Source organism: Cupriavidus sp. FW305-46, assembly GCF_058787075.1.
The window spans coordinates 45,130-67,974 of sequence record NZ_JBYSZI010000019.1 but is presented as its reverse complement, the minus strand read 5'-3'; the positions used below and the strand labels follow the sequence as shown (position 1 = coordinate 67,974).

The 22,845-nt window shown below is 67.7% G+C and carries 23 protein-coding genes and 1 riboswitch; of the genes, 11 read left to right on the top strand and 12 right to left on the bottom strand.

Annotation, left to right across the window (positions count from 1 at the left end; genetic code table 11):
• Positions 1-25: 25 nt before the first annotated feature.
• The 4 genes from AC3WON_RS11820 to ribB form a co-directional block, all read right to left on the bottom strand.
• Positions 26-1,681, bottom strand: coding sequence for a mechanosensitive ion channel family protein (locus AC3WON_RS11820; protein ID WP_492351898.1), 1,656 nt, complete (start codon positions 1,679-1,681; stop codon positions 26-28).
• 447 nt (positions 1,682-2,128) lie between these two features.
• Complete coding sequence (locus AC3WON_RS11815; RefSeq protein ID WP_010814156.1) at positions 2,129-2,362, bottom strand: hypothetical protein; 234 nt, start codon at positions 2,360-2,362, stop codon at positions 2,129-2,131.
• A gap of 175 nt (positions 2,363-2,537) precedes the next feature.
• Positions 2,538-3,125, bottom strand: coding sequence for a surface-adhesin E family protein (locus AC3WON_RS11810; RefSeq protein WP_492351897.1), 588 nt, complete (start codon positions 3,123-3,125; stop codon positions 2,538-2,540).
• A 104-nt stretch (positions 3,126-3,229) separates the two neighbouring features.
• Positions 3,230-3,913 (bottom strand): 3,4-dihydroxy-2-butanone-4-phosphate synthase, encoded by a 684-nt coding sequence (gene ribB / locus AC3WON_RS11805; protein ID WP_492351896.1) that lies wholly within the window; start codon positions 3,911-3,913, stop codon positions 3,230-3,232.
• Between the two features lie 164 nt (positions 3,914-4,077).
• Positions 4,078-4,236: riboswitch (FMN riboswitch) on the bottom strand.
• A 345-nt stretch (positions 4,237-4,581) separates the two neighbouring features.
• Here ribB and AC3WON_RS11800 point away from each other — a divergent pair.
• Positions 4,582-5,121, top strand: a complete 540-nt coding sequence (locus tag AC3WON_RS11800) for an acyloxyacyl hydrolase (protein ID WP_035816823.1) — start codon at positions 4,582-4,584, stop codon at positions 5,119-5,121.
• Here the strand turns inward: AC3WON_RS11800 and AC3WON_RS11795 are convergent.
• The 5 genes from AC3WON_RS11795 to AC3WON_RS11775 all read right to left on the bottom strand — a co-directional run bounded on the left by AC3WON_RS11795 (position 5,096) and on the right by AC3WON_RS11775 (position 10,378).
• Complete coding sequence (locus AC3WON_RS11795; RefSeq protein WP_492351895.1) at positions 5,096-5,989, bottom strand: helix-turn-helix domain-containing protein; 894 nt, start codon at positions 5,987-5,989, stop codon at positions 5,096-5,098. The two genes, AC3WON_RS11800 and AC3WON_RS11795, sit on opposite strands and share 26 nt — an antisense overlap.
• A 36-nt stretch (positions 5,990-6,025) precedes the next feature.
• On the bottom strand, positions 6,026-7,015 hold the full coding sequence (locus AC3WON_RS11790) for a LysR family transcriptional regulator (protein WP_492317168.1): 990 nt from the start codon (positions 7,013-7,015) through the stop codon (positions 6,026-6,028).
• A gap of 57 nt (positions 7,016-7,072) precedes the next feature.
• Entirely contained in the window at positions 7,073-8,023 is a 951-nt protein-coding gene (locus AC3WON_RS11785; RefSeq protein WP_492317169.1) for an amidohydrolase family protein, read from the bottom strand.
• Positions 8,020-9,357: an MFS transporter gene (locus tag AC3WON_RS11780; protein WP_492317170.1), complete on the bottom strand. Its 1,338-nt coding sequence runs from the start codon at positions 9,355-9,357 to the stop codon at positions 8,020-8,022. Before AC3WON_RS11780 ends, AC3WON_RS11785 begins: the two co-directional genes overlap by 4 nt.
• A gap of 76 nt (positions 9,358-9,433) precedes the next feature.
• Positions 9,434-10,378 carry a YncE family protein gene (locus tag AC3WON_RS11775; protein ID WP_492317171.1) on the bottom strand — a complete coding sequence of 315 codons (945 nt, stop codon included), beginning with the start codon at positions 10,376-10,378 and terminating at the stop codon, positions 9,434-9,436.
• 252 nt (positions 10,379-10,630) lie between these two features.
• Here AC3WON_RS11775 and AC3WON_RS11770 point away from each other — a divergent pair, with 252 nt between their 5' ends.
• The 3 genes from AC3WON_RS11770 (at position 10,631) to AC3WON_RS11760 (ending at position 13,854) form a co-directional block, all read left to right on the top strand.
• Positions 10,631-11,944, top strand: a complete 1,314-nt coding sequence (locus AC3WON_RS11770) for a hemolysin family protein (protein WP_492317172.1) — start codon at positions 10,631-10,633, stop codon at positions 11,942-11,944.
• A gap of 316 nt (positions 11,945-12,260) precedes the next feature.
• Positions 12,261-13,577 (top strand): GGDEF domain-containing protein, encoded by a 1,317-nt coding sequence (locus AC3WON_RS11765; protein ID WP_492317173.1) that lies wholly within the window; start codon positions 12,261-12,263, stop codon positions 13,575-13,577.
• A gap of 145 nt (positions 13,578-13,722) precedes the next feature.
• A complete protein-coding gene (locus AC3WON_RS11760; protein WP_010814145.1) occupies positions 13,723-13,854 on the top strand; it encodes an entericidin A/B family lipoprotein in 132 nt (43 codons plus the stop codon).
• Between the two features lie 94 nt (positions 13,855-13,948).
• On the opposite strand, the gene AC3WON_RS11755 is transcribed toward AC3WON_RS11760, so the two are convergent.
• The 3 genes from AC3WON_RS11755 to AC3WON_RS11745 form a co-directional block, all read right to left on the bottom strand.
• Positions 13,949-14,593 carry a bifunctional 4-hydroxy-2-oxoglutarate aldolase/2-dehydro-3-deoxy-phosphogluconate aldolase gene (locus tag AC3WON_RS11755; protein WP_492351894.1) on the bottom strand — a complete coding sequence of 215 codons (645 nt, stop codon included), beginning with the start codon at positions 14,591-14,593 and terminating at the stop codon, positions 13,949-13,951.
• 65 nt (positions 14,594-14,658) lie between these two features.
• Positions 14,659-15,594 (bottom strand): sugar kinase, encoded by a 936-nt coding sequence (locus tag AC3WON_RS11750; protein ID WP_492318456.1) that lies wholly within the window; start codon positions 15,592-15,594, stop codon positions 14,659-14,661.
• Between the two features lie 13 nt (positions 15,595-15,607).
• Positions 15,608-16,876 carry an amino acid deaminase gene (locus AC3WON_RS11745; RefSeq protein WP_492351893.1) on the bottom strand — a complete coding sequence of 423 codons (1,269 nt, stop codon included), beginning with the start codon at positions 16,874-16,876 and terminating at the stop codon, positions 15,608-15,610.
• Between the two features lie 224 nt (positions 16,877-17,100).
• Here AC3WON_RS11745 and AC3WON_RS11740 point away from each other — a divergent pair, with 224 nt between their 5' ends.
• The 7 genes from AC3WON_RS11740 to AC3WON_RS11710 all read left to right on the top strand — a co-directional run bounded on the left by AC3WON_RS11740 (position 17,101) and on the right by AC3WON_RS11710 (position 22,777).
• A complete protein-coding gene (locus tag AC3WON_RS11740) occupies positions 17,101-18,006 on the top strand; it encodes a MurR/RpiR family transcriptional regulator (protein WP_492318458.1) in 906 nt (301 codons plus the stop codon).
• A gap of 2 nt (positions 18,007-18,008) precedes the next feature.
• The gene (locus tag AC3WON_RS11735; RefSeq protein ID WP_492351892.1) at positions 18,009-19,481 is read left to right on the top strand and encodes an N-acyl-D-amino-acid deacylase family protein; all 1,473 of its coding nucleotides are present in this window, start codon (positions 18,009-18,011) and stop codon (positions 19,479-19,481) included.
• A gap of 52 nt (positions 19,482-19,533) precedes the next feature.
• On the top strand, positions 19,534-19,926 hold the full coding sequence (locus AC3WON_RS11730; RefSeq protein WP_012355941.1) for a RidA family protein: 393 nt from the start codon (positions 19,534-19,536) through the stop codon (positions 19,924-19,926).
• Positions 19,927-20,037: 111 nt separating this feature from the next.
• Entirely contained in the window at positions 20,038-21,399 is a 1,362-nt protein-coding gene (locus AC3WON_RS11725; protein ID WP_492318460.1) for a GntP family permease, read from the top strand.
• A 498-nt stretch (positions 21,400-21,897) separates the two neighbouring features.
• Positions 21,898-22,083, top strand: a complete 186-nt coding sequence (locus AC3WON_RS11720) for a hypothetical protein (RefSeq protein ID WP_492318461.1) — start codon at positions 21,898-21,900, stop codon at positions 22,081-22,083.
• Positions 22,084-22,193: 110 nt separating this feature from the next.
• Positions 22,194-22,400: a type II toxin-antitoxin system VapB family antitoxin gene (locus AC3WON_RS11715; protein WP_492318462.1), complete on the top strand. Its 207-nt coding sequence runs from the start codon at positions 22,194-22,196 to the stop codon at positions 22,398-22,400.
• Positions 22,397-22,777, top strand: a complete 381-nt coding sequence (locus AC3WON_RS11710) for a type II toxin-antitoxin system VapC family toxin (RefSeq protein ID WP_492318463.1) — start codon at positions 22,397-22,399, stop codon at positions 22,775-22,777. The genes AC3WON_RS11715 and AC3WON_RS11710 overlap by 4 nt, the downstream gene beginning before the upstream one ends.
• Positions 22,778-22,845: the final 68 nt, after the last annotated feature.

Below are 22,845 nucleotides of genomic sequence, written 5' to 3'. Positions count from 1 at the left end.
CGCCGAGCGCTTGCGCCGCCGGCGCTCATGCCGCGCGCGACGGCGCGCGATGCGGTCGCGCCGCCGGATCGACCTGCGGCGACCCGGGTTCCTCGTACCACCTGGTCCCGGGCACGTAGACGGTCTTGTCCGGCTGCGCCATGAAATGCGGCGACATGATCTGCACCCCGTGGGTGTTGAACTGGTCCTGGATCGCCGCGTGCAGGGCCGACAGCGCGTAGAAGCGATTGCGCGGATGGTCCAGCGCGCAGAACAACTCGTACTCGACGTAGAAGTCGGACAGCCCCCGCTGCAGCACGAATGAGGTCGGCGACGGCGCAATATGCGCCGCCTCCGCCGCGGCTGCCAGCAGCATCGCATGGACCTGCCGCCAGGGCGTGTCGTAGCCGATCGTGACCGAAGTCGAGATCAGCGCAGCCTGCCAGCCTTCCTGCGCGCGGGGATCACGCACGCTGCCGTGCCGGGTGTAGTTATGGATGGCACTGCCGACCACCACCGCATTGGGCAGCGTCACCTCTTCATTGCGCAGGTTGATCACCTTCACCGAGAGCGCGTCCAGCGAGGCCACGGTGCCCACCGTATCGCCGATGCACACCATGTCGCCGCGCCGCAGCGCGCGCGAATACACCACCACCATGCCGCTCATCAGCTGGTTGACCACATTGGCCGATCCGAGTGTGACCATGAAGCCGAGCAGCACTGACAGCCCCTTGAAGACATCGCTGTCCGAGCCCGGGATATAGGGGTAGGCAAAGGTGAAGCCCAGCGCCCAGATCACCACCGCCGCCAGCCGCCGCGTGGCGCCTGCGGTTTCCGGATGCATGCCGGGCACCGTGATCTGGCCCTTCTGCACCGCCTTGAAGATATTCGACACCAGCCGCTGCACTGCGCGGGTAATCAGCACGATCACCGCCACCGTGACCAGGCCCGGCACCGACGACACCATCGACAGCGCGATCTGTGACAGCAAGCCGACGACAAAGGCGCCCATACGGTCGCCCATGGGCTGGGTCAGCGGAAACTGCTCGAGCGCAAACTCCAGCCAGGCAAAGGCCAGCACCAGCACCAGCCCGATCGCCAGGATCTGCACGATGCGCGCCACCAGCTGGTAGAGCGCGCCGGTCCAGTCGAACTGGCCGCCGACACGCTGCGCCAGGTGGCGCTCCAGTGCCACGTGCAGGCGAGCGCGCAGGGCCACGCCGGCTCGCGCCACGCCCCATGTCAGCGCGGCCAGCACGGCCAGGCCAAGCAGGCTCAGCGCGGCGCCGCGCAGCAGGTTGGGCCAGTGCAGGTGCGCGCGCCGCGCGGCAATGGCCTGGCGCAGGCCCGCCGCGGTGCGCGTTGCGGCAGCCTCAAGCGTAAGGTGATCCTCCGGGGAGAGGTCTTGCGAGGTCAGCGCGAACAAGAGCCGGTCGCCCAGCCGGAAGGCGACCATCGGCGCATCGCCGAACGTGCCGCTGACCTGCCCGAGCGGCAGTGCCAGTTCGCTTTCCGTCAGGTCGTCGAATACCAGCTGCGCGCGCGAGACGCGCATGGCCGGGGTGGCTCCCGCGATCTCGGCGCGCATGGTGGTGATGGGCCGGTCCATCAGGCGCAGCTCGACCGCAGCGCCGCTGCGCACGGCAATCGGAGCCGGCACGGCCGCGGGCTCGGACGCCGGCGCAGCCAGGCTGGCTTGCATCCACAGCGCGCCTATCACCCAGCCCAGTCCCGCCATCCAGAATGCCGTCAATCGCCGCCACCGCCGCCACACCGCTAGCGTTGCCATAAGACCGCTCCCGTCCGAGTTGGCCTGCGCCGGCGCGAGGGCTCCACGCCCTGCCCGGCACAATGCCCGCAAGCATAGCGTGCGGCGGCGCAGGCGCAAAGCCGGCGCGGCGGCAGCCGCCTGCGGCAGCGGACGAAAAAAAAGGAGGCCGAAGCCTCCTGGTTGCGATCCGCCCGGACATGCCCTGCTCTATCCCCCCGGAAGACACGCAACGCGTGCCGCGGGGCTGTCCTGCGCACGGCGGGTCCGCGCCATGCAGGCGCGGCCGGCCATTATCTGCGTGGCGGCATGGCAGTCACGGGCGCAGCCTGCGTCCCCGCTCGCCGGGGAGCCGTGCGCCCGCCGCCATCATCAGCGCGCTCAGGCGCCTTTGTTCTTCGTCGGATCCTTGGCCGCAGGCGCGTGGCTCTTCTTCTTGCTGCTGGTCTTCTTGGCCTTGGCCTTGCTGCTGTCTGCCTTGGCCGGCGCGGCCTTGTCAGTCGACGCTGCCGCCGGCGTGGCCGGGGTGGCAGGCGTCGCCGGAGTAGCCGGCGTCTGCGCCATCGCGCCCGCACCGAACATTGCCATCGACAGCATGACGATCCATTTCTTCATTTCCGTCTCCTCGTTTGCCCTGCGGGTAGGTATGGCAGGGATGCCTGCCATGACGGGCGCTTTTGGCTCGCGCCCTGTCACCAGCATCAACGAGGAAGGTTTGCGCGCCGTTGACCGGGACAAACCCTGATAGGGAGCTGGACCGGCAGCCGTGGGTCGCCGCTCGCCGCCAGGCTTACCGGCACAGCTTGCGCAGCAACTCTCCGGCAATCGTGCCGGGGCCGGCGACCTGGAAGGTGCCGTACTGCGGCGCGCGGATTGTATAGAGCGAGTCGCCGCGCGCAAAGCGCTTGCTGTAGAGCGTCTGCTCGATCACGGCGAACATGGACGTGGCGCAGTTCAGCACCATGCGCTTGAGCGACGAGCGGATCGGCTCGCCGCTGGCAGTGCGGATCACTCCCGACGGCGAATTGCGCATCACCACCACGCCGACTTCGGTGCCCTGGCGGCGCACCGCGGACTGGTCGAAATAGGAAATCACGCCGTTGGCACCCATCAGGGGAAGCCATCGTTGCGGATCGGGGGCGGCGGGATCGGGTGCCGCGACCAGCCGGCAGCCTTCCCTGGGCGTGGACCGGAATACCGTGCCGGTGCCGGCGGCCTGGCACTCGTACAGGCCAGCGGCGGCAGCCGGGCGGGTGGTGCTGGAGGGAACGGGCGACGGTGCCGGCGCGGCGCTGCCTTCGGCATGCGCCAGCGGCGCGGCCAGTCCGAGCAGGCAGCCAGCAAACGTAGCTGCGTGCCTAAAAATGCGGAACATCATGGAATTGCCCTCATATAGACGGGAAAAAGCGATCCGCATTGTCGCACACGAAGCACGCATCCCGGCGCGTTTGCATGCCGAAGATGCGTGCAGGCGGCGACTTTTCAGTCGTGCAGGCGCCGCCAGGCCACCAGGTCCTCGATGGTCAGCACCGGCAACTGATACATCTCGGCAAAGGCCAGCGCCTCCGGCCGGCGTGCCATGGTGCCATCCGGGTTCATCAGCTCGCACAACACCGCGGCCGGCGACAGGCCTGCCATGCGGGCCAGGTCGACCGAGCCCTCGGTATGGCCGCGGCGCACCAGCACGCCGCCGTCGCGCGCCACCAGCGGAAACACATGGCCCGGGCTGACCACCGCATCTGTGCCTGCATCCCCGGCAATGGCGGCGCGGATGGTGGTGATGCGATCGGCGGCGCTGACACCCGTGCTGACACCTTCGCGGGCCTCGATCGATACCGTGAAGGCGGTGCCGTACTGGCTGCGGTTGTGCTCGACCATCGGCCGCAGGCCGAGGCTGCGCACCTTGTCTCCGGTCAGGCACAGGCAAACGATGCCGCTGCATTCGCGGATCATCATCGCCATGTTGGCGTTGGTCAGGCGTTCCGCCGCCAGGATCAGGTCGGCCTCGTTCTCGCGGTCGTCATCGTCGAGCAGCACGACCGGACGGCCTTCGCGCATGGCGTCCAGCGCCTGCGCGATGCGCGCGGCCAGGGAACGTGGGTCGGCACCGGCGGCAAGATCCGCGGACACCTCGGGTGCAACAGCTTCGGTGGAAAGGCTAGGCATGAAACGCTCCTTGTTCAGCATCAATGGGCGTTCCAGGGGAAGGATCAACGGAGTTGCAGCGCCGCACGCCGCGCCTGAAGCGCACGCACGAGCAGCCGCGCGCGGCGCAAGGCAACAGCGAACCGCAAGGCCAGGCAAGGCGCCGGGCCGCGCGGGCAAGCTCCGCCCATCTTCTTTCATCCGGACTATGACCGTCGGCCCTGGCCTCTCACCAGGTCTGCTGACCTCGCACGGGAATGCGAGCGCTCGCGGGCTCGCCGGACACGCACTGCGCGCCGCGGCATACCGCCGGTGGGGACTTTCACCCCGCCCTGAAGACGTAACGAACCGGCGCGGCCTTGTAGCCGGCGCCGGCCCGCGAATGTTAGCACGATTACTTTTTTTCTTTGTCCCAACGCAGAGCGCCGGACGGGCGCTCGACCACGCTTGAACAAATCCGACCATCGCAACGTGGCCTCGCGTGTACTACAAATAAGGCAGGGAGGCAGCGCATGTGCAAGCGGGCGCCCGCCGTGGCGGCCGGCTCATGCCTTGCCGGACAACAACGCAGCACCTCTTCATCCGTGCTTCCCATGCGCCGACACGAACAAGAAGCCAGACAAGACCGCCGTGTGAGTTGTTCCTCGTTCCATCCACCCCCGCCCTGCCGGCATGCGTGGCAACAGCGGGTGCGCCGCACCGTCGCCGCGGGCCTGCTTGCCCTGCCCTTGTGCCTGGCAGCGACGGCACGCGCCGCGCCTGCCGTGCAGCTTGGCTACGGCTTCGACGATGGCCACGACGTGCAGAAGGCGGAGGTCGCCATGTTGTGGGATTCGGGATTTGCGTGGGGCAACCCGCAAGGCTGGCAGGTCGACCTGCAATGGGAGGTCAACGTTGCGCGCTGGCGCAGCAGCAGCGACAACCAACCCAACGACCTATGGGAGTTTGGTGCATCGCCGGTGGTGCGGATCGCATGGTGGCGCCACACCTGGGTGCCCTTCCTCGAGCTGTCGGTCGGGCCGCGCCTGCTGACCAGCACGCACACCTCGGCCAACCACGACATTTCCACCGCCTTCCAGTTCTCGGAGTACGCCGGGATCGGCTTGACGGTGGGCAAGGACCGGCGCTTTACCGCGGGCTACCGCTTCCAGCACCTGTCCAATGGCGGCATCAAGGACCCCAATCCCGGCACCACCTTCCACGTCATTTACCTGCGCTACCGCTTCTGACGGCGGCCGCTGCAGCCCCGGCCTGCGCTTCAAACAGGGTGCGGGTGGCGTCGTCAGCCGGGAAGAAGCACTCGATGCGCAACTCCTGCAGCGTGATGTCCTGTGGAATGCCGAGCGTGGTCAGGGTCGAGAACAGCGACGCGCGGAACGCGCCCGCATGCAGCACCACCGGCAGCAATGGCGCCGGCGGGCCATCGGTGCCGTCGTCCTCGGGCAGCAGCGCGCCGCCCGGCCCGACCATGTCAGGATGCCAGGCGGCGATGCGCCCGAAGATCTCGCGCGCGGTCTGGTCGTGGGCCTGTACCTGCAGCTCCTGCCACACGCGCCGCAACAGGTAGCGCCCGACCTGGCGCGCGTTTTCGATTACCGGCCACAGGCCCTCCGGATCAAACACGGTCAGCATCAGGTTGATCCTGTGGCTGCCTTCCGTGAGCGATGCCGGCGCGCGCCCGCCCAGCAGGGTCTCGAGCATGCGCCGGTAGGCCGGGTTGGCATCCACCAGGTTCCAGAAACGGTCCAGCACCACGGCGGGGTACGGCTCCTGCTTGGCCAGGATCAGCGCGATCGCCTGCTGCGCCATCTGCAGCGGCGGCGAAGCCAGCGCGTGTTCGCTGTAGGCCGGGGCAAAGCCGCCGGCCAGCAGCAGCCGGTTGCGCTGGCGCAGCGGCACGCCCAGGCGCTCGGCCAGCGCCAGCACCATTTCACGGCTGGGGCGGGCGCGGCCGGATTCCAGGAAGGAGATGTGGCGCTGCGACACCCCGGCGGCCAGCGACAGCGCCAGCTGACTGTAGCCGCGCCTGCTGCGCCAGTAGCGCAGCAGGCCGGGGAAGTCGAGGGTAGCCTCCGAGGCTGGGGTCAGCGTGTCCATGGCATGCATTACAGCATGCACCGCGGCGTATGACCATTACCTTGCAGGTAATGGCTCCGATTCAGTCATCGCCTGCGGAGCGCCGGGCCCCGCCGCGCGCACCGCGTCGATCAGCAGGCGCATGGCCGGCGTCGCGGCCCGCCGCCGGCGCAGCAAAATCCCATAGGGGACCAGCCGCCCGCGCATCGCCACCGGCAGGACCGCCAGCGCACCCAGGGCGACGAAGTACTCCGCGATCGCGCCCGGCACGACGGCAATGCGGTCGCTATCCGCCAGCAGCGGCAGCGTGCCCATGATCGACGAGGTCTCGATGATGTCTTCCGGCAGCGGCACGCGGTTGTCGCGGAAGGTCTGGTCGATGATCTGCCACATCGGCACCGCCGCTGGCGGGATGATCCAGGGATAGCCGGCCAGGGAAGCCAGCTTGACGCCGCGCTTGCCTGCCTGCGGATGGCCGGCGCGCGCCACGATGGCCAGCGACTCTTCGAACAGTGGCTCGAAGTCGAGATCGTCGGCCACCGTGCCTTCGGGAATGCGTCCGATCACCACGTCCAGCGCATCCTGCCGCAGCGCCTGTACCAGCACGTCGCTGGTATCGACCTGCATCACGATATGCAAACGCGGATAGCGCGCCTTGAGCGCGTTGATGACGGCCGACAGAACGGAAGGCACCGGGGCCAGGATCGAGCCGAGCCGCACCTTGCCCACCTCGCCCGCGGCGATGGCGGCAAATTCATCGTGCAGGGCATCCAGGTCGGCCAGCACCACGCGCGCATAGCGGATCAGCGCCTCGCCGAACACCGTCGGCTCGATGCCGCGCGCATGCCGCGTGAACAGCAACGTGCCGACCACGCTCTCGAGCTCGTGCAATGCCTTGGTGACGGCTGGCTGGGACAGCGCCATCTGTGCCGCGGCGCGCCGCAGCGAGCGGTGCTCGGCAAGGGCCAGGGCCAGGCGCAGATGCCGCATATGCAGGCGTTTGCGCAGGGTGGCGGCACTGGAGAGGGTGGCTGGGAGGTCTGGCATGGTGGCCGGGCTGCGGCGAAGATTGGACTTATAGCATGCTTGTGCTTGCCGCTGGTTCTAGGCCAGCTCGGACGGCCTTGGAACATTGATCCGATAGAACCTGACCGCATTGCCAGCCAGCACGCGCTGCCTGGCCGCGGTGTCCGGCAGCGCCTCGCACACGGTGCCGAGGATCGTGCCCAAGTCCGCGCTCAGGCCCGACACCGGCAGGTTGCTGCCGAACATCGCCCGCTCATGCCCGAATATCGCCAGCACCTCGCGCACGATGCGGCGGTTGCCCTGCGCATCCCAGCGCCCGCCGGCCAGCCCGAACTCCGACAGCTTGACCGACACATTGGCGCAGGCAGCCAACGCCTCCATGCCGGCGCGCCAACTGGCCAGGCCCTCCTCCGAGCGGTCCAGCGGCAGGCCCGCGTGATTGAGCGCGATCGGCACACCCGGCAAGGCGGCCGCCACCCGCGCCGCCTCGCGCAAATGCCAGAACGGTACCCGCAGATCCCACGACAAGCCATGGCGTTCCAGCCGCGCCAGGTCATCCAGCCAGGCCTGGTCCTGCATCGACCCGGGCCGCCCTGCCACCGACTCGCCCGGCGCCGACGCCGTCAGCGGTTTGCACCGGATCCCCCTGACCCGCGCGAAACCGGCCTGGCGCGCCAGCAGCTCCGCGCATCCTGGAGTGCCGAACGGCGCGTAGGCCACCACCGCGGCAGCCATGCCGGGGCGCCAGGCCTGGCCGTGCAGCCACGCGGTCTCGTCGACGGCTTCGCGGCGGTCGCGTTCGGCCTCTACGTGCACAGTGGCCAGCACTGTGACGGCGCTAGTGTCATGCGCGTACTGCGCCTCAAGGTAATCGCTGCGCAGGGCCTGGTAATCGCCGAGAAAGAAGCTCTGCGGCCGGTATTCGTCCTGCAGCCAGGGATAGCGGCCGCGCCCGAGTTGCCACAGGTGGTGGTGGGCGTCGACGATGGCCAGGCCTGCGGGCAGCGCGGCAGTTGTTACCCTGCTCATCGGCACCGCCTCGGCAGCGTGGCGGCCAGGGCGCCGGCCAGCACCAGCGCGGCGACCAGCAGGTAGACACCGGCACCCGCGCTGACGCGCTCGATCAGCACGCCCGCGGCATAGGGGCCGCAGAATCCGCCCAGGTTGCCGAGCGCATTGATCACGCCGCGCGCCACGCCCGCGTGCTCGGCGGCCAGCAGCCGCGGTGGCAAGGTCCAGAACACCCCCGCGGCGGACTGGAGGAAGAAGCCACTGCCGACCAGCAGGCCATAGGACAGCCAGGTATTGTCGTGCCACCAGACCGAACCGGCCAGGCAGGCGGCGAAACCCAGCAGCGGCCAGACCACGAAGACCTTGCGCCGGCCGGTGCGGTCGGACAGCGAGGAGATCGCGAGGATGCCGGCCATGGTGCCCAGGTAGGGCAGCACGGCCAGCATGCCGACCTGCCCCATGCCACCTCCGGTCAGGCCCTTGAGGATGGTGGGCAGCCACAGCGTGTAGCCGTAGATCCCCATCTGGTAGAGAAAATTGACGGCGATCAGACGCCAGATCACGTCCTGCGACAGGATGCGCGCCAACACCGCCCGCGTGCCGCCCGCGCCCTGCACCACGTTCGCGCCAGCGGCGGCTGCCTGCTGCTCTTCCTCGCGCAGGCGGGCCAGCAGATAAGCCTTCTCTTCGGCCGAAATCCAGCGCGCCTGCTCGGGCCGGTCACTGGCCAGTTTCCACCACACGCCGAGGCAGGCCAGCGAAATCAGGCCTTCCACGATAAACAGCCAGCGCCAGTCGAGCGCCGCGATCACCAGCCCCGACAGCGGCGCGGTGATGATGCCGGCGATCGGCACGAACAGGATCACCAGGGCGTTGGCGCGCCCGCGTTCGTGGTCGGGGAACCAGTTGCCGACCATGGTCAGCACCACCGGCAGCATGCCGCCCTCGGCCACCCCCAGCGCAAAGCGCAGAACCAGCAGTTCGGTCTCGTTGCGCACCAGGCCGGTCAGCACGGAAATGACGGCCCAGGCCAGCATCGACCAGGCGATGAAGTTGCGCCCGCTGCCGCGCACGGCCAGCTTGCCGCCGGGAATCTGCAGGAACAGATAGCCGACAAAGAAAATGCCGCCGGCCAGGCCGGCCATGCTGGCGCCGATACCAAGCGCGTCGCCCATCCCGCCCGGCATGGCGAAGGCGATATTGACGCGATCCATGTACGAGACGATGCAGACCATCAGGATCGGCGGGATGATGCGCCACCAGCGCTGGGCGGGGATGCCGGTGGCAACGGTGAGAGGTGTCGCGTCGATGGCGACGGACGTGCCGGCGCCGGCTTGGTCCAAGCCTTTCATACTCTGTCTCCGTATGGATTTCCGGGTATAGGCCGCTGGCATCTGCGCTGCCTTCGCGGCCTTGAACGCCCGCTGACTACCGCGGCGGCAAGGCCAGGATGGCAAGACCGTCCGGTTCCTTGCCGGTGGTGAAGGCATGGCGCAGGGTCAGGCCAGGCAGGTCAAGCTGGCCGACGGTGTGGTCGTTGAGCGCGATATAGGCGCGGCTCGGGTCAGCCGGATGGAAGGCGAGCGCGATCGGCTTGGCGCCGGTGTCGACCCGGCCGGTTTCGGCGAGCGTGTCGGGGTCGAAAATGCGGATGCTGCGCTCGCCGTAGTTGAGCACGAACAGGCGGTCGTCCGGCGACCAGTAGATGCGGGTGGGATCCTCGCCGGTCGGCACCGTGCGCACCGCTTCCATCGTGCACGCGTCCAGCCGGGTCAGACTGTGATCGTCGCGGCTGGCGACGTAGAGCGCCGCTTCGTCGCGGCTCAGGCAGCAGCCCTCGGGGCGCCTGCCGGCGTACGCCGCGCGCGGAGTGCGGGTGGCATCGTAGGGGTGGACCAGCGTCACGGTATGCGACAGCAGGTTGGTCACGTAGGCACGCTCACCATCGGCCGACAGTACGAACAGATGGCTCTTGACCCCGCCCGCGGGCACGGCGCGGTCCGGGACTGGGCGCTCCAGCGGCGCTTCGAACACCAGCAGCATATTGTCGCGCTCGCTCAGCGCGTAGACGCGTCCTTGCCGGTCGATCTGCAGGCCATGGATACGGTGATAGGGCGAGCAATCGAGCTGAGCCCTGACAACGCCGCGCATCAGGTCGACCGCGATCACCGCGGCGCCGCCGTCGCCGGCGTGCGCGAAGGTCTGCACGCCATAGTGGCCGACGTAGCCGCACAGGCGCTCGCGGTCCACCACGAATTCATGCGGATAGTCAGGCAACTGCACACTGAAGCAGCGCTCGCCGCCATCCAGTTCGTAAGCGCTGAAGCTATGGCCGAATTTCTCCACCAGCACGGCCGTCCATTGGCTGTCCATTCTGTCTCCTTGTGATTCGCACGCCTGTAGGCTCCAGGCTGTTCGGAAGGCGGCACAGGTGCTGCCATGGACGGAAGTCTGGCGCAGCCAACGATAACTATCTATTGAATATTAGGTATCGAGCTATCTCCATTAGTTATCGCCACGCCAGGCGAAGGCGCCACCATCACCTGCACCGGGGAACCGCCGAGCCGTCATGCGCGGATGGTATGCTTGGTGCTTTCAACTCACACGCATAGGGCGCGCACCCTGATGGAAATTGCCATACTGCTGGCGCTGATTCTGCTCAACGGCCTGTTCGCGATGTCCGAGATCGCGTTGGTCACGGCCCGCAAGGCACGTCTGCAGCGCCAGATCGAGAACGGTGACCGCGGCGCGATTGCCGCGGTCCAGCTGGGCGAGGATCCTACGCGCTTCCTGTCCACGGTGCAGATCGGCATCACGTCGATCGGCGTGCTCAATGGCGTGGTCGGCGAATCCACGCTGGCGCAGCCGCTGGGCCTCTGGCTGCAAGGCTTCGGCTTGTCGCCGAACACCTCCGGCTATGTGGCGACCGCCATCGTGGTGGCCGGCCTGACCTACTTTTCCATCGTGCTGGGCGAACTGGTGCCCAAGCGCCTGGGCCAGATGGCCCCCGAAGCCATCGCGCGGCTGGTGGCGCGCCCGATCGGCTGGCTGGCCGTGGCCTCCACCCCGTTCGTCAAGCTGCTGTCCAGCTCAACGCGGCTGGTGCTGCGGCTGCTCGGCACCAAAGTCGACCGCGGCCCGGGTGTGACCGAGGAAGAAATCCACGCGCTGCTGGTCGAGGGTTCCGAAGCCGGCGTGATCGAACAGCACGAGCACACCATGGTGCGCAACGTGTTCCGGCTGGACGACCGCCAACTGGCATCGCTGATGGTGCCGCGCGGCGATGTCGTGTACCTGGACGTCGAAGAGACGCTCGATGAAAACCTGCACCGCATCGAGGAATCCGACCACTCGCGCTTTCCGGTCGTGCGCGGCGGCATGCACGACATCATCGGCGTGGTCAGCGCGCGCCAGTTGCTGGCGCGCCGGCTGCGCGGCGAAGAAGCCGACCTGAAGGCCGCGGCGCAGCCCGCGGTGTTCGTGCCCGAGAGCGTGACCGGCATGGAACTGCTGGAGAATTTCCGCGGCTCCGGCGGCCAGATGGCCTTTGTCATCGACGAGTACGGCGAAGTGCTGGGCCTGGTCACGCTGCAGGACCTGATCGAGGCCATCACCGGCGAATTCAAGGCCGACGCCGCCGGCGAGGAATGGGCAGTGCAGCGCGACGACGGCTCGTGGCTGCTCGACGGCCTGATCCCGATCCCGGAACTGAAGGACCGCATCGGCCTGCGCCAGGTGCCGGAGGAAGAAAAAGAGCGCTACCACACCCTGTCCGGCATGCTGCTCCTGCTGCTGGGCCGCCTGCCGCAGATCGCCGACAGCGTGCAATGGGGCGACTGGCGCTTCGAGATCGTCGACATGGACGGCAAACGCATCGACAAGGTGCTGGCCTCGCGCCTGCCCCCGCAGGAAGGACCTGAGGAAGAGACCACCGGCTGATCAGGCCAGCCCATCCGCCGATGCCCTGATTCCGGCAGTGGCGTCAATCCTGGATCACAGCCGATGACGGCCATATTGATCCATATCAAGTTGCAGGTTGCGACCAAGTCACCTTGGCGCAATTTGCAATGTTCCGCCCCCTCCCCTTCGCTTATGATCGGCCTGTGCGGCCCGCATGCGGCCGTGGCAGGCTGGATCACCAAGGCCTGACGACAAGCGCCGGCGGCCGCCCCAGCGGCCAGCCGAACGACCAAATCCGCTACCGGGGAGACGCGGACATCGCGAGGCCATCAACCGGCTGTCCGCAAGACCATCCATGCATCCTGATGCCGATGACATCGCCGCGCCAGCGGCCGCGGGCGCGATACAGCCTTCCGCCCTGGTGTCCGCGCTTGCCGCACGCCGCTCCGGCACCGGGCAGCCGGCGACCATCCTCTCGATCCGCCTGGACCGGTTTGCCAGCGCCTGCGAAACCCTGGGCCCCCGGCGCGCGGCCAGGCTGCAGGCCATCGTGCAGGCACGCATCGCCTGCCTGCTGCCGCCCGGCGCCATCATGCACTGGATGGCGCCGGCAGACCTGGTGGTCATTACCGCGCTGCCGGACGGCGTGCCCGACCCCGGCCCGGTGGCCAGCCGGCTGGCCGACGAGCTGTCCCGGCCGTTCGCGCTGGAGGGCTTCGAGCTGTTTATTTCGTGCAGCATCGGCGTGGCCACCGACCATCCGGATATCCCGGCTGAACGCAGCCTGCAGCAGGCCCTGGACGCCATGCTGCAAGTCGACCGACGGGGGGGCGACGGCCTGGCACGCGCCGACAAGCCCGCCACACCGCCGACCGCGCCCCTGCTGGCTGCCCTGCCCGACGCACTGGAGCGCGGCGAGCTGAGCCTGCAGCTGCAGCCGCGCGCCGACTTCGCCAGCGCCGTTGTCAGCGGCTACACCGTGCGGCTGCGCTGGCATCATGCGGCGCTGGGACGCGTGGCGCCGCAGGATTTCTTGCCGGCGGTGGAGTCGCTGGGGCTGGTCGGCCGGATTGGCAGCTGGCTGCTGGAAAGCGTGCTGCCACTGGTACGCGCCGCCGAAAACGTGGCCCCGCTGCAATTCACCCTGCTGGCCTCCAGCGCGCAGCTGCACCGCCCGCAGATGGTGGAGGCGCTGGCCCATGCCCTCGACGCGGGCGGCATCGCGCCGAACCGCCTGTGCATTGAAGTGTCGGCCAGCGCCGTGCCGGCCGACCCCGACATCATTGCCCGCTTTGCCGCGCTGCGCGGGCGCGGGCTGCAACTGGCACTCGGCGATTTCGACGACAGCCCGGGCTGCCGCCGCTTGCTGACGGCGCTGCACCCGGACAGCGTCACGCTGGACGCGCGCCGGCTGGGCCATGCACCCCGGGCCGGCGAATCCGCCAACCGTGCCGAGAGCCTGCGCGCCGCCTGCAGGCTGGCCCGCAGCGCCGGCGTGTCGGTCTGTGCCAAAGGGATCGAGACCCGCCAGCAGCTCGAGGCGGTGCGGGCCTGGGGCTGCCACAGCGTGCAGGGCTACCTGCTGGCGCAGCCATTCCCCGCGACCTGGCTGCTCCAGACCCATGCGGCAATCCAGCAGCGCGCCCGAGAGCTGCTGGGGCCCCACGCCTGAGTACCGGCTGGCGTTGCGGGCCGTTGCACGATTTACAAATTGGCACATACCAGATGGCAAACCCGCTCACAGCAGCGGTAAAATCGGCGCAAATCCCTCAATCCCTGAATCTCTCGATTCTTAAAATCCTCAAAAGGAGCCCGGCGTGAAGAAAGGTTGGATCTGGTGCGTTTTGTTTGCCACCCTGTTGGCTGGCTGCAACACGATGGCGGGGCTCGGCCAGGACATTCAGCGCGGTGGCCAGAAGCTCGAAAGCTCGGCGGACCGTCACAAGTAAGCCGCCAGCCCCCCAAGTCTGATGCGGCCCGGACCGCGTCGATATGAAAACGGCACGCCGCATGGCGTGCCGTTTCTCTTTGCGCTGCCGCTGCTCAGCGCTTGTTGCGCAATGCCCTGGCCTGCTCGGCCAGCGTGCGGATGCGGCCCCAGTCGCCGCTGGCGACCGCGTCCTTGGGCACCACCCACGAACCGCCCACGCACACCACGTTCGGCAGCGCCAGGTAGGTCGGCGCCAGCGCGGCGTCGATGCCGCCGGTCGGGCAGAAGCGCAGCTGCGGCAGCGGGCCGCCCAGCGACTTCAGCATCGGCACGCCGCCCGCTGCCTGCGCCGGGAAGAACTTGAGGAAGGTGAAGCCGGCTTCCAGCGCCGCCATCGCCTCACTCGCAGTGGCCACGCCCGGCAGCAGCGAGATGCCGGCGCCCTGCGCGCCCTCGGCCAGCGCCGGGGTCAGGCCCGGCGAGACGGCAAACTGCGCTCCCGCATCGCGCACGGCGTGCAGCTGCTCGACGTTCAGCACCGTGCCGGCACCGACGCAGGCCTGCGGCAAGGCTGCCGCCACCGCCTTGATCGCTTCCAGTGCCGCCGGCGTACGCAGCGTGATCTCAAGCAGCGGCAAGCCGCCGGTGACCAGTGCCTCGCTGACGTGCAGGGCCTCGTCGACCGAGTGGAATTCCAGCACCGGGATCACCGGCACGTCGGCAAGGCGTTGAAGCAGCGGGGAAGTCTGGTTTTGCATGGCTGTCTCGGAATAGGAAGTGCAGAAGCAGGGTTTCAGGGAAGCAGGAGTTCAGGCCAACGGGATCATGCGATCACCGACACCGACTGCGCCAGCCGGCCCAGCACGGTCTGGGCGTCGGGGATCGGCGCCACCGCGCCGTAACCGGTGGTAGACAGCGCCGCCGCCACGTTGGCATAGCGCGCCGCCTCGAACGGATCGGCACCCGCGGCCAGGCGCGCAACAAAGCTGCCGCCGAAGCAGTCGCCCGCGCCGGTGGCATCGACCGGCTCGACCGGATAAGGCGGCACCAGCGCACGCGACTCTGGCGTGGCCACATAGGAGCCCTCTTCGCCCAGCTTCAGCGCGACCAGGCCGATGCCGCAGCCCAGCAGGTAGTCGACGATGGCGTCGCGGTCGTCCAGCCCGGTCAGCACGGTGATGTCATCCCAGCTGGGCAGGCACACGTCGGTCAGCATGAGGGCCTCGCGCATGATGCCGCGCGCGCGCGCCAGCGACCACAGCCGCAGCCGCAGGTTGGTGTCCAGCGTGACCTTGGTGCCGGCCTTGCGCGCATGCTCCATCGCGTCCAGCCCGGCATCGCAGGCGCTGGTGCTGATGGCCAGGCTGATGCCCGACAGGTGCAGGTAGCGCGCCGCGGCGATCGCGCCCAGCGGCAGATGCTCATGCTGGTAGCGGCTGGCGGCAGAGCCTTCGCGCAGGTAGTCGAAGCGGTGGCCGTGGTTGTCGTGCGAGACAAAATAGACCCCGGTAGGCGCGCTCGGGTCGACGCGCACATGGCGGGTATCGACCCGCTCCTGCGTCCACAGCGCGCGCAAGCGCTCGCCGAAGGTGTCGGCGCCGACCGCGCAGATATAGCCGGTGCTGGCGCCCTGGCGCGCAGCGGCAATGCAGAAGTTGGAAGTGTCGCCGCCAAAGCCTTGCAGGTAGCGCGACGGATCGTCGGGCTGCTGGTTGAACTCCACCAGCGGTTCGCCGTAGGCCAGGATGTCGATGCTCATGGGGCCGTCTGCCTCAGAAGAAGGTTTGCACGATGTCGATCACGCGCATGTCGCGGTCCAGCACCGGGATATGGCGCCACTTGTCGAAAGTCAGGCACGGGTGCGAGATATCGAAAGCGATCATGTCGCCGACCTGAACGTCGTCGCCCGGCTTGACCTGCAGGTAGGCGTGCTGGTCCATCATGCCGGTGACCTCCCAGTGCGCGGGCACGTCCACCGGCGCCTCGGTGCCGGGCCGGTACAGCCGCGCCGGGATTGGCATGCCGGCGTCGAAGGCCGCATCGCGCTTGCCCATGCCGATGATGACGCGGTCCGGTTCGGGGATCGACTGCACATAGGCCCACAGCTGCAGCGCCGGCAGCAGGCCCTCGCGCATCTTCTGCGCGACCGGGTTGCTGGCCAGGATGCGCTGCTGCGCGGCGCGGTAGATGCCTACGTCATGCGTCAGGTAGCAGCCCGGGCGCAGCACGATGTCGATCGGCGCGCCGATCTCGGTGCGCGCGAATTCCTCGGCCACCACGTCGTACCAGGCCGAGCCCGCGCCCGACATCACTACCGGGCTGCGGCCGAAGCGGCCTTCCTGTGCCAGCTGCCGCGTCACCGCCACGGTGCGTTGCAGGAACTTGCGGATATCGGCTTCTTCCTTGAGCACGCCTTCATAGATCTCGACGCCGGCCAGCGACAGCGCCTGCGGCCAGCGCGCCAGCGCGTCCAGCACGGCCTGCTGCTGCGCAACGTCGCGTACGCCGGTGCGCCCGCCTTCCACGCCCAGTTCCAGCAGCACCTGCAGCTTCTGGCCGCGCTCCTGGAAGAACTTGCCGAGCTGGTCGACCAGCGCGGCCGAGTCCACCAGCGCGAAGAATTCGAAATCCGGATCGCGCAGCAGGTCAGCGATGATTTCCATATTGCGCCGGCCCACCAGCTGGTTGGCCATCAGCACGCGCTTGACGCCGTGCGCATGCGCGGCAGCGGTCTGGTGCGCGGTGGCCAGCGTGATGCCCCACGCGCCGGCGCCGAGCTGGCGCGCAAACAGCTTGGGCGCCATGGTGGTCTTGCCATGCGGCGCAAGCTGCACGCCGTACTCGTTCATGAAGCGGCGCATCCACTCCAGGTTGTGCGCAAGCCGGTCTTCATAGAGCACCGCGGCCGGCAGGCTCAACTCTTCCTGCAACAGGTTCCAGCCGGTCTGGCCGGCCGCATCCGGGGCGATCGGGGCTTCCATCCGGCCCAGCGCCTTGTTGAGCGGATCGATCACGCCGGCCTGATACTTTATTTCATGCATGCTTGTCATCACCCTGAAAAAATCTGATTGACGTAATGATAGCCCTGAAAATAAGATATTTCATCCTTGTTATAAAGTAACACGCAGATGCCCGGAAGGGCTAGCCGGGACCACGCGACTGGCATCCGCCACGTGCGCCAATCACTGTTATAGCCCCTGCCCGCGGACACTGCAGCTTCCGTCACATTTCGATCCAACCCGTCTTCACACCAGACCTGCCGCCCATGACCGCGCCCTTCGACATCCTGACCCGCATCGCCGAGCGCGGCCCCGCGCTGCGCCTGGCCGAGCAGAAGGTGGCGCAGGTGGTGCTGGAAGACCTGGCCGGCGCGGCCGCCGCCAGCATCAATGAGCTGGCGCGCAAGGCCGGCGTCAGCGAGGCCAGCGTGACGCGCTTTGCCAAGGCCATCGGCTGCCGCGACGTGCGCGACCTGAAGTTGCGCCTGGCGCAGGCCACCGCGGTGGGTGCGCGCTTCCTGCAGCCCGGCAGCGTTCCCGCCGGTGAAGCCACCCCGGCCACGCTCGCTGACAGCATCCACGCCGACATCCTCACCGCGCTCGAAGTCAACCGCGGCATGATGGATGCGCAGCGCATCGAACAGGCCGCGCGCCTGTTGCTTGGCGCACGCATGGTCTACGCTTTTGGCATGGGCGGCGGCTCGTCGTTCATGGCCGACGAGGCGCGCCATCGCCTGGCGCGCCTGGGCCAGCCGGTGGCGAGCTACCAGGACGCCCTGCTGCAGAAGATGGTGGCGGCCACGCTGGGCCGCGACGACGTGGTGCTGGCCTTCTCGGCCAGCGGCCGCGTGCCGGAGATGCTGGCCAGCTGCGATATCGCGCGCGAGTACGGTGCCCGCCTGGTGGCCGTGACCGCGCTGGGCTCGCCGCTGGCCGCGCGTGCCGACGTGCTGCTGCCGGTGCGCACGCTGGAGACGGATTTCATTTTCAAGCCGTCGGCATCGCGCTACGCCATGCTGATGGTGCTGGACGTGCTGGCCACACAATGCGCGCTGTTGCAGCCGGACCAGAGCAAGGAGCGCCTGCGCCGGCTCAAGTACGTGCTGGACACCCACCGCGGTGAAAGCGGCCCCGCCAGGGGCCCCGACAGCCGCCAGCCGCTGGGAGACTGACCATGCCACACCTGTTCGATACCCTGATCCGCTGCGTCACCCTGATCGACGGCTCCGGCGCCGCCGCGCGCCTGGCCGACGTGGCCCTGCGCGACGGCCGCATCGCCCGCCTCGATGAAGCCGGCGCGATCGATCCCGACGCCGCCTCGCATGTAGTCGAAGGCGACGGCCTGGTCCTTGCACCGGGCTTTATCGACGTGCATACGCACGACGACACCAACGTGGTGCGCCAGCCCGAGATGACGCCCAAGCTGTCGCAGGGCGTGACCACGGTGGTGGTCGGCAACTGCGGCATCAGCGCCGCGCCGGTGACGCTGGCGGGCGAGCCGCCCGACCCGATGAACCTGCTCGGCCATGCCGACGCCTTCCGCTACCCGGATTTCAAAAGCTACGTCGATGCGGTGGAAGCCGCGCAGCCCGCGGTCAACGTTGCCGCGCTGGTCGGCCATACCGCGCTGCGCAGCAACCATATGGACCGCTTCGACCGCGCCGCCACGCCGGAAGAAATCGCGGCAATGCGCGCACAGCTGGAAGAAGCGCTGCAGCACGGCGCGCTGGGCCTGTCCACGGGCCTGGCCTACGCCAATGCCTTCAGCGCGCCGACCGATGAGGTGCTGGCGCTGGCCGAACCGCTGGCCAAGGCCGGCGCGCTCTACGCCACCCACCTGCGCAGCGAGTTCGCCGAGATCCTCGACGCCATGGACGAGGCCTTCCGCATCGGCCGCCATGCGCGCGTGCCGGTGGTGATCTCGCACCTGAAATGCGCGGGCGTGGCCAACTGGGGCCGCAGCACCGAGGTGCTGGACGCACTCGACGGCGCGCAGCGCTGGCAGCCGGTGGGCTGCGACTGCTACCCCTACACCGCCAGCTCCTCCACGCTGGACCTGAAGCAGGTCACCAGCGACTTCGACATCATGGTGACCTGGTCCGAAGGCGCGCCCGAAATGAGCGGCCGCCTGCTGGCCGATATCGCCGCCGAATGGCAGGTCGACCTGCACGAAGCCGCGCGCCGGCTGATGCCCGCGGGCGCGGTCTACCACTGCATGGAAGACGCCGACGTCGACCGCATTCTGAGCCATCCGGCCACGGTGGTCGGCTCGGACGGGCTGCCCAACGACCCGCTGCCGCATCCACGCCTGTGGGGCGCCTTCCCGCGCGTGCTGGGCCACTACGCCCGCGACCGCGAGCTGTTCCCGCTGACGGTGGCCGTCAACAAGATGACCGGCATGTCCGCCGAGCGCTTCGGGCTGCAGGAGCGCGGCTTCGTGCGCGAAGGCTACTGGGCCGACCTGGTGCTGTTCGACGCCACCACCATCCGCGATGCGGCCAGCTTTACCGATCCCATGCAACCGGCCGAGGGCATTGCCGCGGTCTGGGTCAACGGCGAGCTGTCATGGCAGCAGCGCCAGACCACCGGCGTGCGCGCCGGCCGTTTCCTGCCGCGAGGCTCGCGGCCTGAGTTCGGCGCCGCCTGACCGGCGCGCTGCCCTCCTTCCTTCCCATATCCAACACATCCCAGGAGTACCCATGGACATCAAACGATTCGGCGTCGAAGGCGGCACCGGTACCGGCGGCCAGCACATGCCCTTTGCCCGCGCGGTCGCGGCCGATGGCTGGCTCTACGTCTCCGGCCAGGTGCCGATGGTCAACGGCGAGGTCATCGACGGCGGCATCGTGCCCCAGACCCACCAGGCCATCAAGAACGTGCTGGCCATCCTGGCCGAGGCCGGCTACGGCCCCGAGCACGTCGTGCGTTGCGGCGTCTGGCTGGACGACACGCGCGACTTCGCCTCGTTCAACAAGATCTTCAAGGAATACTTCGGCGCCAACCCGCCCGCGCGCGCCTGCGTGCAGTCGAGCATGGTGGTGGACTGCAAGGTCGAAGTGGACTGCATCGCCTACAAGAAGCCGGCGGCCTGAGCCTGCTGCCTGCGGATTGTGTACTCCCCTCTCCCAACCGCGGAAGAGGGGAAAAACTAAAAACTAACCCCTGCCGCCACAAGCGGCCTTTTTTCCACACAAGGAGACCATATGGGTGCCGTCACCGGAACCACGCTCTTGGTGTATGCGCTGATCGCAGTGATCGCACTGGTGGTGCTGATCGCGCGCTTCAAGCTCAACCCCTTCATTACCCTCGTGGTCGTTTCGGTGCTGCTCGGCTTTGCCGTTGGCATGCCGATGGGCGACATCGTCAAGTCCTTTGAAGCCGGTGTCGGCGGCACGCTGGGCCATATCGCGCTGGTGGTCGGCCTTGGCACCATGCTCGGCAAGATGATGGCCGAGTCCGGCGGCGCGGAGCGCATCGCGAACACACTGATCGATTTCTTCGGCGCGAAGAACGTGCATTGGGCGATGGCCACCATCGCCTTTATCGTCGGCCTGCCGGTGTTCTTTGAAGTGGGCTTCGTGCTGCTGGTGCCGATCGCCTTCAACGTGGCCAAGCGCACCGGCACATCGATGGTGCTGGTCGGCATCCCGATGGTGGCCGGCCTGTCCGTGGTGCACGGCCTGATTCCGCCCCACCCGGCCGCACTGCTGGCGGTGACCGCCTATGGCGCCGACATCGGCAAGACCATCATGTACGCGCTGATCGTTGGCATTCCCACCGCAGCCCTCGCCGGCCCGCTGTTCGCCAAGCTGATGGACCGCTACGTCAAGCTGCCCGAGATCAACCCGCTGGCGGACCAGTTCACCGAAGAGGATGAGCGCGTCAAGGCATCGCACGAGTTGCCGGGCTTCGGCATCACGGTGTTCACCATCCTGCTGCCCGTGATCCTGATGCTGATCGGCAGCTGGGCCGACCTGTTCACCACGCCCAAGACCTTTGCCAACGACTTCCTGAAGCTGATCGGCAACTCGGTGATGGCGCTGCTGATCGCCGCGCTGGTGAGCTTCTACACCTTCGGCAAGGCGCGCGGCTTCAACCGCGAGACCATCCTCAAGTTCACCAACGAGTGCGTGGCGCCCACCGCCATCATCACGCTCGTCGTCGGTGCCGGCGGTGGCTTTGGCCGCATCCTGCGCGACTCGGGCATCTCCAACGCCATCGTCGACGTCGCCACCGGCGCCAACGTGTCGGTGCTGGTGCTGGGCTGGCTGGTGGCGGTGATGATCCGCATCGCCACGGGCTCGGCCACGGTGGCCATGACCACCGCCGCGGGCATCGTCGCGCCGATCGCCGCCAGCGTACCGGGCACCCGCCCGGAACTGCTGGTGCTGACCACCGGCGCCGGCTCGCTGATCCTGTCGCACGTGAACGACGGCGGCTTCTGGCTGGTCAAGGAGTACTTCAACATGACCGTGACCCAGACTTTCCAGACCTGGTCGGTCTGCGAGACCATCATCTCCGTGGTGGCGCTGCTGCTGACGCTGGGCCTGGCCACGCTGATCTGAGCGTTACCTCCCGCGCCCCCGCCCCGGGGGCGCGCCGGGCGGCCCCGGCAGGCCCCGGTATCAACCGGGATTGGCTTGCCTGCGCCGGCCATCCCAGCTTCATGGCCGTGGCTGCCTTCGACGGCATGGGCGCGGTCTACGAAAGCCGCACGCGCATTTTCAAGAGTCGGCGATTTCTGGATCCGCTGCATGGATTCAAACTTCGCCCGCCCCTGGAAATGCGACATCTCTCATCGATTCCCCTGCACCGACAGCAAATACTGGTGGCGTCATCGGATCACCGATGATCGGGTGTGGAAAGCCCGGATGTCTGACGAGGACAGGCGTTGCGCTTGCAGCATGCAACGCCTGTGTGCTCGCATGGTTCCATGGCGGGCCAAGCGAGGCAGCCGCAAGGCTGGCCGGTTCCACCTCGTCAGACCGGTCTTTCCACCCTCGTTGACTGGCCCGCCGCCCTCACGTGGAAAGGAGTGGCGCGCACTCACTAGTGAGGAATCAATGACGACGATCGATGAAATGACTAACGAATGCCTGCAGCAGGTTCGCGCTGGTATTAACGGCGTTCTCGTACTTCTGGATCACGAAAGCGAACGCTCGGAGGGCTGCTTCAGCGCGCTTTGCCTGCTTGGCATGGTGAAGGCGCAGCTTGATGGACTGCTGGCCGAACGGGAGCGGATGCTGTAGCGGCTCGTTGGTGTGACGGGGCAGTCACCGTCACACCATCCTGCAGGCAACCTTGCCTAGATGCTTTTTTTGATGCACCATAACATCAAATCTGAGGCGAGGAGCATGCTATGCGCACGACCGTCACTATCGACGACGCCCTTTATGAACAAGCACTAGAGATAGCCGACCCTGGCATGGACAAATCTGATCTTTTTCGTGAGGCAATCAAGACTTTCGTGCGGGTGCAAGCAGCCAAGCGCCTCGCGGCGCTGGGTGGCACCGCTCCCGACATGGAAGATGTGCCACGTAGCCGCATCGAACCCGAATCGAAATGAGCGTGCTCGTCGACACCTCTGTGTGGGTGGATCATTTCAAGAACCGCAATGACGCACTGGTCAGTCTGCTCGTGTCGGATCAAGCACTGACCCACCCCATGGTCCTGGTTGAACTAGCCTGCGGGACGCCCCCGGCACCGCGTGCGCGGACACTCGGTGACATCGGGCTGTTGCAGCCCGCAAGGCAAGCGAGCTTGTCAGAGGTAATGGCGTTCATCGAGCACGAAAAATTGCATGGACTCGGTTGCGGCCTGGTGGATGTCTCATTGCTGGCTTCCACTTTGATCACGCCAGGCGCACGGCTATGGACACTGGACCAACGTCTCAACGACTTGTCAGTGCGTTTTGGTGTGGCGCATCGACCCAAGCTTCACTAGGTCACGTGAAGCGCCGCGACTCTATTCAGCAACGAGGCACTGGCTGCTGAAAGCGACCGGCAGGTTAA

Bases quoted from the DNA above. Each gene is read 5' to 3' on its own strand.
- AC3WON_RS11820 (WP_492351898.1), bottom strand. From the start codon at position 1,681: ATGCAAGCCAGCCTGGCTGCGCCGGCGTCCGAGCCCGCGGCCGTGCCG.
- AC3WON_RS11815 (WP_010814156.1), bottom strand. From the start codon at position 2,362: ATGAAGAAATGGATCGTCATGCTGTCGATGGCAATGTTCGGTGCGGGC.
- AC3WON_RS11810 (WP_492351897.1), bottom strand. From the start codon at position 3,125: ATGATGTTCCGCATTTTTAGGCACGCAGCTACGTTTGCTGGCTGCCTG.
- ribB (WP_492351896.1), bottom strand. From the start codon at position 3,913: ATGCCTAGCCTTTCCACCGAAGCTGTTGCACCCGAGGTGTCCGCGGAT.
- AC3WON_RS11795 (WP_492351895.1), bottom strand. From the start codon at position 5,989: ATGGACACGCTGACCCCAGCCTCGGAGGCTACCCTCGACTTCCCCGGC.
- AC3WON_RS11790 (WP_492317168.1), bottom strand. From the start codon at position 7,015: ATGCCAGACCTCCCAGCCACCCTCTCCAGTGCCGCCACCCTGCGCAAA.
- AC3WON_RS11785 (WP_492317169.1), bottom strand. From the start codon at position 8,023: ATGAGCAGGGTAACAACTGCCGCGCTGCCCGCAGGCCTGGCCATCGTC.
- AC3WON_RS11780 (WP_492317170.1), bottom strand. From the start codon at position 9,357: ATGAAAGGCTTGGACCAAGCCGGCGCCGGCACGTCCGTCGCCATCGAC.
- AC3WON_RS11775 (WP_492317171.1), bottom strand. From the start codon at position 10,378: ATGGACAGCCAATGGACGGCCGTGCTGGTGGAGAAATTCGGCCATAGC.
- AC3WON_RS11770 (WP_492317172.1), top strand. From the start codon at position 10,631: ATGGAAATTGCCATACTGCTGGCGCTGATTCTGCTCAACGGCCTGTTC.
- AC3WON_RS11765 (WP_492317173.1), top strand. From the start codon at position 12,261: ATGCATCCTGATGCCGATGACATCGCCGCGCCAGCGGCCGCGGGCGCG.
- AC3WON_RS11755 (WP_492351894.1), bottom strand. From the start codon at position 14,593: ATGCAAAACCAGACTTCCCCGCTGCTTCAACGCCTTGCCGACGTGCCG.
- AC3WON_RS11750 (WP_492318456.1), bottom strand. From the start codon at position 15,594: ATGAGCATCGACATCCTGGCCTACGGCGAACCGCTGGTGGAGTTCAAC.
- AC3WON_RS11745 (WP_492351893.1), bottom strand. From the start codon at position 16,876: ATGCATGAAATAAAGTATCAGGCCGGCGTGATCGATCCGCTCAACAAG.
- AC3WON_RS11740 (WP_492318458.1), top strand. From the start codon at position 17,101: ATGACCGCGCCCTTCGACATCCTGACCCGCATCGCCGAGCGCGGCCCC.
- AC3WON_RS11735 (WP_492351892.1), top strand. From the start codon at position 18,009: ATGCCACACCTGTTCGATACCCTGATCCGCTGCGTCACCCTGATCGAC.
- AC3WON_RS11730 (WP_012355941.1), top strand. From the start codon at position 19,534: ATGGACATCAAACGATTCGGCGTCGAAGGCGGCACCGGTACCGGCGGC.
- AC3WON_RS11725 (WP_492318460.1), top strand. From the start codon at position 20,038: ATGGGTGCCGTCACCGGAACCACGCTCTTGGTGTATGCGCTGATCGCA.
- AC3WON_RS11720 (WP_492318461.1), top strand. From the start codon at position 21,898: ATGACGACGATCGATGAAATGACTAACGAATGCCTGCAGCAGGTTCGC.
- AC3WON_RS11715 (WP_492318462.1), top strand. From the start codon at position 22,194: ATGCGCACGACCGTCACTATCGACGACGCCCTTTATGAACAAGCACTA.
- AC3WON_RS11710 (WP_492318463.1), top strand. From the start codon at position 22,397: ATGAGCGTGCTCGTCGACACCTCTGTGTGGGTGGATCATTTCAAGAAC.